The sequence below is a fragment of the Flavobacterium sp. WC2409 genome, assembly GCF_041200085.1.
In the GTDB taxonomy this organism is placed as follows: domain Bacteria; phylum Bacteroidota; class Bacteroidia; order Flavobacteriales; family Flavobacteriaceae; genus Flavobacterium.
Map to the genome: position 1 here is coordinate 1,465,071 of NZ_CP165625.1, position 12,068 is coordinate 1,477,138.

Genomic DNA, 12,068 nt, shown 5'->3' on the forward strand with positions numbered 1-12,068 from the left:
CAAAGCAACTCACAAACAAAAGTGATGATTGAAATTAGGATAGTTATCATGATTATACTTTAAAAACATCTACATTCCTTTGATTGTGCTTTTCAGAAGAGACAACACCATCTTTCATTAAAATCGTTCTTTGAGAAAATGATGCATCATAATCAGAGTGTGTCACCATCAAAATTGTAGCACCGTTTGCGTGTAAATCGGTTAACAATTCCATTACTTCATTTCCGTTTTTACTATCTAAGTTTCCTGTAGGTTCATCGGCAAGAATAATTTTTGGATCATTTATCAAAGCTCTGGCAACTGCTACACGTTGTTGCTGACCTCCTGAAAGTTGTTGCGGAAAATGTTTCAAACGATGCGAAATCCCTAATTTATTGGCAATTGCTTCTACTTTTTGTTTTCTGTCAGACGAAGGAACTTTATTATAAATTAATGGCAATTCGATATTATCATACACTGATAATTCGTCAATCAAGTTGAAATTTTGAAAAATAAAACCAATATTCTCTTTTCTTGCTTTCGATTTTTCTTTCTCTTTAAGTCCAATCATCTCTTGGTTGAGCAACTGATAACTGCCGCTAGATGCACTATCCAGCAATCCTACAATATTCAACAATGTTGATTTTCCGCTTCCCGAAGGCCCCATAATAGACACAAAATCACCTTGGTTAATGGTTAATGAAACTTCGCTCAATGCCATCGTTTCTACTTCTTCGGTTCTAAATACTTTTGAAAGGTTTTTAATTTGAATCATACTGTTCGTTTTTTGATTGATGTTTGTTTTTATTTTTATTCTTGTCTATTTGTCGCCTACTCTATTCTAAATTCAAAACTTCTACTTGCTTATAATCTTTATACGATGATGTAATTACTTTTTCACCCGCTTTTAATCCGTCTAAAACTTCATAATACAACGGATTTTCTCGACCTAATTTGATGGATCTCTTTTCCGCTTGATTTCCTTTGACCACAAAAATCCATTTTCCACTAGTATCTTCGTTAAAGCTACCTTTAGAAAGCACTAAACTTTTCGTTTTTTCAGATAAATTTAATTTCACTCCAAAACTTAACCCTTGTTTTAAATCTAATTTTTCCGAAGATACAAAGTCTAATTCTAATTGAAACCTTCCTCCTTTTACCTCAGGAATCACTTTTGTTATTTTAACCTCAACCTCTTTATTATCAAAACTTACCGTTCCTTTTTGTCCTTCTGAAATGCGATCTAAATAAAATTCGTCGACATCAGCAACCAGTTTATATCCTTTTTGATCATCAATAAAACCAATACTTGTATTTTGTGCATAGGTTTTTCCTAAAATCGGTTCAAAAGAAGAAAGTCTTCCGGAAATAGGTGCTGTAACAAGGAAATTCTTTTTATTGGTTCTTAAAATATCCAAACTCTTATTCATGAAATCTATGGATTGATTGAGTTGTCCTATTTGAACCTGATTGGCTTGTCTTTCCTTACTAACACTTTGTTTTATAATGTTCATTCGTTCTTTTTGAAAACGAAAATTTTCCTTCGTTTTCTCCCATTCACTCTTAGCAAGGATTTCTTGCTCGAAAAGATTCTTATTTACATCATACAAATTTTTAGCATCTTGAAAATCGTGTTCAATTGATAACAAATCCTTTCCTAAATTTAGTTCTTGATTACGTAAATCGAGTTTTGCTTTATTCAAATTATTAATTTGCTCTATAATTGCTGTTTCTTGCTGCATATAAGCCAACTCTGAGTTGGGATTGTACAAACGTGCTAATGATTGCCCTTTAGTCACAAAATCACCGTTTTCAACAAATATTTCCTGAACGGCTCCACCTTCTATAATATTAATCAGCATCGAATTGATAGGAACGGCCTTAGCTTGAAAAGACATGAAATCTTCAAAAAAATCATTTTCGACTGTTTTTATGCTAATTTCGCTTTTCTTCACATTCAAACTTCTTTTCTTAGTTACGGAAGTAAAGACCACATATCCTAAAACTAAGATAATAGGTAATGCGATTAATAGCTGTTTTTTTTTGTTACTTTTACTTTTAATAATGGTGTCCATTGTTGCTAATTTGCTGAACGTAAAGAGATTTTCGTGCCAAAAAGTTAAACTTTGTAACTCCCTTATTTTGAAGTTTTTATTTTAAATTGATTTTTTGAAGTGTTCATATCCGAACACTTTTTGTCCGAAACCGAACACTAATGAAGAAAACCAACGCCGCAATTCTAGTAATAGATGATCAAGAAGACATCCTTTTTGCTTCAAAAATGCTACTTAAAAAGCATTTTGAAGACATTTATACCCTCAGTAATCCCAAAAACGTAGTCGAATTATTAGCCAAAAATACGATAGACGTTGTTTTATTGGACATGAATTACCGAATTGGTTTTGAAGATGGTAAAGAAGGATTGTATTTATTGAAAGAAATAAAAACGCTTTCGCCAAAAACAGTTGTGATTTTAATGACTGCTTTTGGTAAGGTAGAAACAGCAGTTGAAGGCTTAAAAGCGGGGGCGTTTGATTATATTTTGAAACCTTGGGAAAACCAAAAACTACTTGAAGTAGTAAAACAAGCCGTTGATAAATCCCGAAAAGAGAAAAAGAAACCTACTCCAATTGAAATGGATACCGATTATTTCATTGGAAATTCTGAAGCTATCAAAAAAGCGTATGCTGTAGCTGATAAAGTCGCTAAAACAGATGCTAACGTTCTGATTTTAGGAGAAAATGGAACAGGAAAATTTGTGTTATCACATCATATCTTTAGTCAATCAGAACGAAAAATCAATCCGTTCATTCACGTTGATTTGGGTTCTTTAAATTCAAATATTTTCGAAAGTGAACTTTTTGGTTATGCAAAAGGCGCTTTTACAGATGCGAAAGTGGATACTGCTGGACGTTTTGAAATGGCTCAAAACGGAACTATCTTTTTAGATGAAATCGGGAATGTTCCTTTGCATTTACAGTCGAAACTTTTACAAGTTATTCAAACTAAAACCGTAACCCGTTTAGGCGAATCAAAAGCAAGACTGTTGAATGTGCGTATTATTACGGCTACCAATTTAAATCTAAAACAAGAAGTCGCTGATAAAAACTTTAGAGAAGATTTATACTATCGCATCAATACTATGGAAATCATACTTCCACCTTTGCGAGAACGTGATGAAGATAAAATTCCGCTAGCCAATTATCTTTTACAGAAAATGATTAAAAAATACCAACGTGACGAAATTATTTTTAATTCTAAAGTAATAGAACAAATTCAGAAACACGCCTGGAACGGTAACATTCGTGAAATGGAAAACCGAATTGAGCGTGCCGTTATTCTTTGTGAAAACAATACAATAACTGTTTCTGATCTTGATTTATACGAAATTACTCAGTACGAAAATAGTCCTGAAGACGTCCAACTTTCTTCAATAGAAAAAGCAACTGTTGAAAAAGTATTGCTGAAAAATGATAATAATATTTCTAAAGCCGCTGAGGAATTAGGTTTGTCAAGAGCTGCTTTATACCGTCGTTTAGAAAAATATAACATCAGTACTCATTAATATGTTCCAATCTTCAAAAACATATCAACTCTTATTTCTGCGTGTTCTAATCATTCTTGCGTGTTCTGTCTTTTTGATTTGGCTACTGCATAATGATTTAATATTTACGTCTTTATTTACGGTTGTCTTAATATTGTTACTCCTAACTGAAATGTTTTTTTACATAAAAAATGCTTTTTCAATTTATGACAGAACCATTACTTCCATTCTGCAAAATGATTTCACAGCTGATTTTTCAAAACATAAATCACATAACAATTATATCAAATTATTTGAGTTGTATGAAAAGTTAAAATCAGATAAAAAGGAACAAATATCGAAAGATATGGTTTACCGCTCCATTTTAAATACGGTTGAAACAGGAATTATAATACTGCAAAAGCAAGAAAATGAATGGGATATCTTTTTGATGAATGACTATTTTTCTAAACATTTTAGTGTACCCAAAGTCTCAAAATGGAAATACCTCAAGAATCAATTAGCTTCTTTATGCGAAATTATTGAAGAGCACCATTTTCAAGAAATCAAGACTTCACTAGAAATACGGGTAAACCAGCAAGACACACAAACTTTTGTTCTGCAAACCTCTAGAAGTGAAATTTACAACCAAGATTATTTCATCATTTTACTGGATTCTATCCAGAATGTAGTGGAGAAAAAAGAAAAAGAAGCTTGGGGGAACTTAATGAAAGTCATTTCACATGAACTATTAAACTCCATTACGCCTATTCGCTCGCTTTCGCAAAATTTACACGAGTTAGTACAACAAGAAAGCATTTCTTCGGATGATCTTGAAGACATGAAAACCAGTGTAGCAACGATGTTACGCCGTAGTGACCATTTGCAACAATTTGTAGAAAGTTACCGTAAACTTGCCATGTTGCCATCACCTAAAAAGGAACAGATAAGACTGCAACAACTCATTGCAAATAGTTTTGAAATTATGACTCCTTTATTCATAAAAGAAGGAATTGAAGTTGTAAATACTATTACTATTAATCATTGGTTAGAAGCAGATTCAAAACAAATGGAACAAGTATTTATCAATCTATTGACCAATTGTATTTATGCCTTAAAAGAAATAGCACAAAAACGGATATTTATTTCGGCTGAAGCCAAAGAAAACAGGACATTCATAACAATATCAGACAATGGAAAAGGCATTGAACCCGAAATAGAAAATAAAATTTTCCTCCCTTTTTTCACTACAAGAAAAGAAGGCGCTGGAATTGGATTAACCTTATCCAAAAATATTATCGAATCTCATGGTGGCTATCTAGCTTATAAAAATGAGGAAGAAAAAACTACTTTTGTTATTTGTCTTATTACAGATTGATTATAATTTTTCGACAAACGTTAAAGCAAAAAAAAACTTCTCAATTTCTTGAGAAGTTTTGTGGGCGATGAGGGGTTCGAACCCCCGACCCCCTCGGTGTAAACGAGGTGCTCTGAACCAGCTGAGCTAATCGCCCTATTTTTACAATTAGAATAATTTCTTATTCGTTATTGCGTGTGCAAATATACATCTAGAATTTGTATTTGCAAGCAAAATTTAAAAATAAATGAATAAAAAATAAGCAATAAATCCTTTAGTACTCTATTACAACATATTAATACTATTTTCTAAGGCTACAATTTTTTTGTAATGAAACGCTATAGTATTACATTTGTGTCATAAACAATATATAATGGCAAGGTTCAAAGAAAATGATTTACCCAAATCAAAAATTACTGCAAGTTCTCTCAATAAAGCAACCCTTATATTTCGATATGCTGGTAACCATCGTTGGAAATTTTATGTTGGATTAGTCTTTTTACTTCTTACTGGAGCAACTGCCTTAGCTTTCCCAAAATTAATGGGATTGTTAATTGATTGTGTGAAAAATAAAGACAACGCTCAAGCTAATACCATTGCACTATTTTTAATAGGTATTCTTTTTATGCAATCTATATTTTCATTTTTTAGATTGTCATTGTTTATCAATTTCACTGAACATACATTGGCTAACCTTCGTTTGTCCTTATACAGTAATTTGGTAAAACTACCGATGTCTTTCTTTTCTCAAAAACGTGTTGGGGAATTGAATAGTAGAATTAGCTCAGATATCACACAAATTCAAGATACGCTAACTTCAACTATTGCAGAGTTTTTAAGGCAATTCATTTTAATAATAGGTGGTGTTGCTCTATTGGCGACTGAAAGTTTTAAACTAACCTTATTGATGTTATCAGTAGTACCATTAGTTGCTGTTGCTGCAGTAATTTTTGGTCGGTTTATTCGAAAATTTTCTAAAAACGTACAAGATCAAGTAGCCGAAAGTCAGGTGATTGTTGAAGAAACCATGCAAGGTATTAGTATTGTTAAGGCTTTTGCCAATGAATGGTATGAAATTGCCCGTTATGACGGAAAAATAAAAGAAGTAGTAAAATTAGCCATTAAAGGCGGAAAATATAGAGGGTATTTTGCTTCATTTATAATTTTCTGTTTGTTTGGTGCTATTGTAGCCGTAGTATGGTTTGGTGTTCGGTTGAGTATTAGTGGCGAGATGAGTGTGGGACAGTTAATTTCATTTGTCCTCTATTCTACTTTTGTAGGAGCTTCTTTTGGAGGTATTGCTGAATTGTATGCACAAATACAAAAAGCAATTGGTGCCACGGAGCGTGTGTTTGAATTATTGGAGGAAACTCCTGAAAAAATTAATTCCGTACAAAATGCTGTAAAAAACAAAATTAAAGGAAATGTCACCTTCAAAAATGTGGCTTTCAGTTATCCATCAAGAAAAGAAATAAATGTTTTAAAAAATGTTAATTTCACTGCTGAATTTGGACAAAAGATCGCTATTGTTGGCCCTAGTGGAACAGGTAAATCAACTATTGCTTCCTTATTATTACGTTTTTACGATATTGATAGTGGCGAAATTATAATTGACGGTAAAAATATATACGATTACGATTTAGAAAATCTTCGTGGAAATATGAGTATTGTTCCTCAAGATGTCATATTATTTGGAGGAACCATTAGAGAAAATATAGCCTACGGAAAACCTGATGCAAGTGAAGATGAAATTCTATTAGCTGCTAAACAAGCGAATGCTTTTAATTTTATCGAAGGTTTCCCAGAGAAATTTGAAACATTAGTAGGAGAAAGAGGAATCAAACTTTCCGGTGGTCAAAGACAGCGTATTGCTATTGCTAGAGCTTTACTTAAAAATCCAAGTATATTGATTCTTGATGAAGCCACTTCTTCATTAGACAGCGAAAGTGAAAAGCTTGTTCAAGAAGCTTTAGAAATATTAATGGAAGGTAGAACAAGCATCATTATTGCGCACCGACTTTCTACTATTCGTAGTGCCAATCAAATTCTGGTACTTGATAACGGAATCATCTCAGAACAAGGAACGCACCTAGAACTAATTTCTCTAGAAAACGGTAAATATAAAAACTTAAGTAACTTACAGTTTAGTAATTCTTAGTTAAGATTGATGATAAAAAAAACCATTTGCTAAAACAAATGGTTTTTTTTATAAAATTGGGTGTGTGTTTTTAAAATGAAAAAGCTACAGTGAAATATAATTTATTTTCCTTTTCTTCTTTTACGTTCCGCTTTTATCATCTCTAATTCGCGGCTCGTTTGTCCAGCCACAGAAGTATTCTCTTCAGCACGACGAATTAAATACGGCATAACATCTTTCACAGGTCCAAAAGGCAAATATTTGGCAACATTATAACCATGGTCTGCGAGATTATAACTGATATTATCACTCATCCCATAAAGTTGACCAAACCAAACTCTATTGTCATTTGTCTTAATTCCTTTCTCGTTCATTAGTTCCATCAACGTATACGTACTCGATTCATTATGAGTTCCAGCAAAAATTGACATGGTATCTAAATGATTAATCATATAGTGTACTGCAGCATCATAATTGACATCCGAAGCTTCTTTTGTGGCGCATATTGGTGATGGATATTCTTTTTCTTCAGCACGAACATTTTCTTTTTCCATGTAAGCACCACGAACTAATTTCATTCCAATAAAAAAACCTTCTTTATCCGCCTGCTCTTTTAATTTCATCAAATAATCCAATCGATCCCAACGGTACATTTGCAATGTATTGAAAACAATAGCCTTTTCTTTATTGTATTTACGCATCATTTCAGTCACTAATGCATCAGCAGCATCTTGCATCCAACTTTCCTCTGCATCAATTAATAAGGCAACATCTTTTTTATGTCCTTCACTACAAACCAAATCAAAACGAGCTACTACTCTATCCCACTCCTCTTGTTCATCAGGAGTCAGTGGTAGCTTCTCCCCTATTTTTTCATACAATTCAAAACGACCAAGACCCGTAGGTTTAAAAACTGCAAATGGAATAGCTTGACGTTCTTTAGCAAAATCAATTGTTTTCAAGGTCATTTTTAAAGCGGCATCAAACTGATCCTCTTCCTCTTTTCCTTCAACAGAATAATCCAATACTGAAGAAACTCCTTTTGTATACATTTTATCTACAACAGAAAGGCAGTCTTCCTCATTTACACCACCACAAAAATGGTCAAAAACAGTAGCTCTTATTAATCCTTCAACAGGAAGATTTGCTTTTAAAGCAAAATTAGTAACTGCAGTTCCTATGCGTACTAAAGGCTGATTTGCAATCATTTTGAAAAGAAAATAAGCTCTATCCAGTTCGGTATCGCTTTTTAATGAAAAGGCAACTTGTGTATTATTGAATATTTTTTCCATATGCTGATATTTTTGCACAAATATAGATATAGTTTGATTTTTCTTTGTCAATTTCTCATTAAATTAATCATAATTGTTTTTTATGATAATTTTCCTAAATAAGTACTTCAAGAAAAAATATTCAATAAATTTGAAAAACGTAAACTTATATAAAAAACAGTAAATGACTAAGCCAATCAAACCTAGTTCTGAAAATCGGGAAAACATTGAATTTAATACAGACAATAAAGTTTATTACGAAACCATCTTACTCCTATTTATTGTAAGTTTTTTAATTATTGACTTTTTTCCACAATTTGGAAGTGTCGAAATTATAGCCCCTCAATTTTTATATCTTTCTGTCATCAATATAATTACAAGCTTATTTTTTTATAAAAATCAAGATTTAATTTCAAACGGATTAGCAGCAGTATTTAAAAAAAGTATCCTTTTTAAGACTTATATCGGCTTCTTAGTATTATGTAGTATTTCATTAGTTTCTGCTAATAATTTTTCATTAGCGGTTGTCAACTTTATGCAAATTATTACCGTTTTTAGTTTATTTATAAACCTCTCTGTGTTACTTTACAATAATTTTGATTTAATTTACAAAATTGCTTTATTAGTTGCAATTAGTGTTTTTGCACAAGCATATTTAGCATTAAGTGATTTTATAGGAACATCCAAATCAACTGATATTACAAATGGTTTATCCATGTTGAAAGGAAATACAGGTAATATCAATATTTTTGCCGCAAGTCTAGCAGGCAAAATCCCATTTATACTATTAGCGATTACGCACTTCACAAAATGGAAAAAATGGCTTTTGGTTTTGAGTTTGTTTTTGGCAACAATACTAATTTTCTTAACCGCTTCGAGAGCTTCTTATATTAGTTTGTTTGTTGAAATTATTCTTTTTATTATAGTTTTTCTAAAAATTAATAATCAAAAAAAGCAAAATTATATAAATTACATAAGTATTATTCTTCCTCTTCTTATTGCCTTTTTTGTTGCGAATATTATTTTCGAAAAAAGCAATAACAATGACAGATATAAGTCGGTTACAAATCGTGTTTTGCAAATTAGTTCTTCAAAAGAAAAAGATGCTTCAAAAAATGCAAGGTTAACCTATTGGGGAAATGCTTTTGAAATCATCAAAAAAAATCCTGTTTTAGGAATAGGACTCGGAAATTGGAAAATTGAATCAATTGCTTACGAAAAAACTCAGACAAATGATTTGCAAATTTCCGCTCATCCACACAATGATTTTCTTGAAATTGCTGCCGAAACCGGAATTTTGAATTCAATTGTCTACTTATTTATTTTCATTTTTGGACTGTTATTAAACCTAAAAAATATTTTTAATGAAAAGGAAAAAGAAGCACAAATTATAGCTTCCCTTGCTTTGTTATTAATGGTCAGTTATGGAATCGACGCCTTATTTAATTTTCCTTTGTACAGGCCTACTATGCAAATTAATTTTTGCTTTTTTCTAGCATTGACAATCTTAAATGCAAATCCAATAGCTACAATTAAAGAATTTCACTTTAAGAAAATAGTTACTATTACTCTAATATTACTAAGCACTAGTACATTATACTTTTCTTATAGCTCTTTTAAAGCCTATCGATTAGAAAACGAAACTCGAATTGATTTGAGTCAAGAGGAAACAAAATATCAATTTACAGCAAGTGAAATAGCCAACAGAATCCCTTTGTTTCCAAACGTAGCAACAACTTCAGAACCTTATATTGAATTAGCTGGAATTTATTCTTTAAAGGAAAAAAAGTATGAAGAAGCTTTAAAATATTTCAATAATTCACAAAGAATTAATCCTCATACAGGACGTACGGAATGGTATAAATATAGAATCTATAAAGAATTAGGTAATACAGATAGCGCTTATATTTATGCAAAAAAAGCATTTGAAATTAGACCTCGAAGTGAAGACTATTATTTAACAGCAATAGTGGTAGAAACAATTAAAAAAGATACAGCTGCAATTTTGCAAATCCACAATCAATTTACAAAGTACATTCAAAAACCAAATATTTGGATTAATACCTCTAGTGCATTGGCACAATCACAATATTCAAACAAAGCATTAATCCAATTTATTGATTCAGGATTATTGGTATTTCCTAACGACACAACGTTATTGAACCGAAAAAAATCATTTCAAAATGATGGATTAAGGACTAATACTATATCATCAAAACCAGTTAAAAATGAAGCCGTTAAACCTAATAACATCACTATTGCCAATCAATATGGGACCGAATCTAAATATGACAAAGCTATAGTATATTATAAAAAAGCATTATTAGATGATCCGAAAAATATAATAATTACACAGAATATAGGAATTTGTTATTTTAAGTTAAATCAGTTTAAAACTGCCATAATTTATTTAGAAAAAACCTTAAATTCGCCAACTCTAACTGATGGGAAAACTGAGTTTTTACTTGGAGCGTCTTATTTGAACACAAAAAATAGAGAAAAAGGCTGTCAAAATTTAAAATTGGCAGAGAACAAAAATTATCCTGGAGCTGCAGCATTAGTAGTCCAGTATTGTAACTAAATTAATTAATATGCCGAATTCGTTAAAAACCATAGAAGCAAGCAATCACCCCATTCATTTCAATGAAAAAGGGTACGAAGCTTTAAACTTACATTTAAAACAAAGTAAATATTCAACCATATTCATTATAGTTGACAGTAATACTAATGAATTTTGTTTGCCTAAATTCTTACCTTATTTAGAAACCGATTTAACGATTGAAATAATTGAATTTGAAAATGGAGAGATCAATAAAAATATCGACACTTGTGTTCAAATTTGGAATGTATTGACTGAACTAGGAGGAGATAGAAAAAGTCTTGTTATTAACGTTGGTGGTGGTGTTGTTACCGACTTAGGTGGGTTTGTCGCTTCTACTTTTAAAAGAGGTGTTGATTTCATTAATGTTCCTACAACGCTACTTTCAATGGTAGATGCCTCTGTAGGAGGTAAAAACGGTATTGATCTTGGAAATATTAAAAACCAAATAGGGGTTTTCAATTTACCTATAATGGTACTTATTGACACAGCCTATCTAGAAACGGTTCCACAAAACGAAATGCGTTCTGGTCTCGCAGAAATGTTAAAACACGGTTTGATTTATGACAAAAAATATTGGGAACAATTCCTAGATTTAAAAGCTATTAATTATGCTGATTTAGACGAATTAATTTACCGTTCTGTTGAAATTAAAAATGAAATTGTAACATTAGACCCAACGGAGAAAAACCTTAGAAAATCACTAAACTTTGGACATACTTTAGGGCATGCCATCGAAAGTTATTTTTTGGAAAATGAACAAAAAACTACTTTATTACATGGAGAAGCAATTGCTGTAGGGATGATTTTAGAAAGTTATATCTCATTTGTAAAAAAATTAGTTACCTTAGAAGAATACAACCAAATAAAAACAGCCATTAAAGCGATCTTTGATGACATTGAATTTCATGAAAATGACATTGAACCTATACTAGAATTGCTCATTCATGACAAAAAAAATGAGTATGGAACTATTCAGTTTGCTTTAATAGAAGGAATTGGAAAAATCAAAATCAATCAATCTGTTGAAAATGAATTAATTCTTAGTGCATTTAATGATTATAAATCATAATTATTTTTTACCAAAAAGGATTGCATTACGTATAAATTATTTTTTACATTTGCCCCAATGAAAACAAATCAAAACAGAATAAATTTTAGTAAAAATTGGAGTGGAAACAATATTTCTTTTTTAAGAATGT

8 protein-coding genes and 1 tRNA gene are annotated in these 12,068 nt (G+C 31.3%); 5 read left to right on the plus strand and 4 right to left on the minus strand.

The window, feature by feature from the left end; genetic code table 11:
- Positions 1–52 precede the first annotated feature (52 nt).
- A complete protein-coding gene (locus AB3G34_RS06365) occupies positions 53–754 on the minus strand; it encodes an ABC transporter ATP-binding protein (RefSeq protein WP_369753824.1) in 702 nt (233 codons plus the stop codon).
- 61 nt (positions 755–815) lie between these two features.
- Positions 816–2,054 (minus strand): efflux RND transporter periplasmic adaptor subunit, encoded by a 1,239-nt coding sequence (locus AB3G34_RS06370; RefSeq protein WP_369753825.1) that lies wholly within the window; start codon positions 2,052–2,054, stop codon positions 816–818.
- A gap of 140 nt (positions 2,055–2,194) precedes the next feature.
- Between AB3G34_RS06370 and AB3G34_RS06375 the strand changes: the two genes are divergently transcribed.
- Positions 2,195–3,544: a sigma-54-dependent transcriptional regulator gene (locus tag AB3G34_RS06375; protein ID WP_367769993.1), complete on the plus strand. Its 1,350-nt coding sequence runs from the start codon at positions 2,195–2,197 to the stop codon at positions 3,542–3,544.
- A 151-nt stretch (positions 3,545–3,695) separates the two neighbouring features.
- Positions 3,696–4,880 (plus strand): PAS domain-containing sensor histidine kinase, encoded by a 1,185-nt coding sequence (locus AB3G34_RS06380; protein WP_369753826.1) that lies wholly within the window; start codon positions 3,696–3,698, stop codon positions 4,878–4,880.
- 61 nt (positions 4,881–4,941) lie between these two features.
- Here the strand turns inward: AB3G34_RS06380 and AB3G34_RS06385 are convergent.
- Positions 4,942–5,016, minus strand: a tRNA-Val gene (locus AB3G34_RS06385).
- Positions 5,017–5,232: 216 nt separating this feature from the next.
- On the opposite strand from AB3G34_RS06385, the gene AB3G34_RS06390 reads away from it, so the two are divergent.
- A complete protein-coding gene (locus AB3G34_RS06390; RefSeq protein ID WP_367753158.1) occupies positions 5,233–7,017 on the plus strand; it encodes an ABC transporter ATP-binding protein in 1,785 nt (594 codons plus the stop codon).
- A gap of 101 nt (positions 7,018–7,118) precedes the next feature.
- Here AB3G34_RS06390 and AB3G34_RS06395 read toward each other — a convergent pair whose 3' ends face one another.
- A complete protein-coding gene (locus tag AB3G34_RS06395; RefSeq protein WP_367769999.1) occupies positions 7,119–8,288 on the minus strand; it encodes a proline dehydrogenase family protein in 1,170 nt (389 codons plus the stop codon).
- Between the two features lie 163 nt (positions 8,289–8,451).
- Here AB3G34_RS06395 and AB3G34_RS06400 point away from each other — a divergent pair, with 163 nt between their 5' ends.
- Together AB3G34_RS06400 and aroB are read left to right on the plus strand one after the other, a co-directional pair.
- Positions 8,452–10,848, plus strand: coding sequence for an O-antigen ligase family protein (locus tag AB3G34_RS06400; RefSeq protein ID WP_367770002.1), 2,397 nt, complete (start codon positions 8,452–8,454; stop codon positions 10,846–10,848).
- Positions 10,849–10,858: 10 nt separating this feature from the next.
- Positions 10,859–11,938 (plus strand): 3-dehydroquinate synthase, encoded by a 1,080-nt coding sequence (aroB, locus tag AB3G34_RS06405; RefSeq protein WP_369753828.1) that lies wholly within the window; start codon positions 10,859–10,861, stop codon positions 11,936–11,938.
- Positions 11,939–12,068 lie beyond the last annotated feature (130 nt).

Coding starts and splice junctions, on each gene's coding strand:
- AB3G34_RS06365 (WP_369753824.1), bottom strand. CDS start 754: ATGATTCAAATTAAAAACCTTTCAAAAGTATTTAGAACCGAAGAAGTA.
- AB3G34_RS06390 (WP_367753158.1), top strand. CDS start 5,233: ATGGCAAGGTTCAAAGAAAATGATTTACCCAAATCAAAAATTACTGCA.
- aroB (WP_369753828.1), top strand. CDS start 10,859: ATGCCGAATTCGTTAAAAACCATAGAAGCAAGCAATCACCCCATTCAT.
- AB3G34_RS06380 (WP_369753826.1), top strand. CDS start 3,696: ATGTTTTTTTACATAAAAAATGCTTTTTCAATTTATGACAGAACCATT.
- AB3G34_RS06370 (WP_369753825.1), bottom strand. CDS start 2,054: ATGGACACCATTATTAAAAGTAAAAGTAACAAAAAAAAACAGCTATTA.
- AB3G34_RS06375 (WP_367769993.1), top strand. CDS start 2,195: ATGAAGAAAACCAACGCCGCAATTCTAGTAATAGATGATCAAGAAGAC.
- AB3G34_RS06395 (WP_367769999.1), bottom strand. CDS start 8,288: ATGGAAAAAATATTCAATAATACACAAGTTGCCTTTTCATTAAAAAGC.
- AB3G34_RS06400 (WP_367770002.1), top strand. CDS start 8,452: ATGACTAAGCCAATCAAACCTAGTTCTGAAAATCGGGAAAACATTGAA.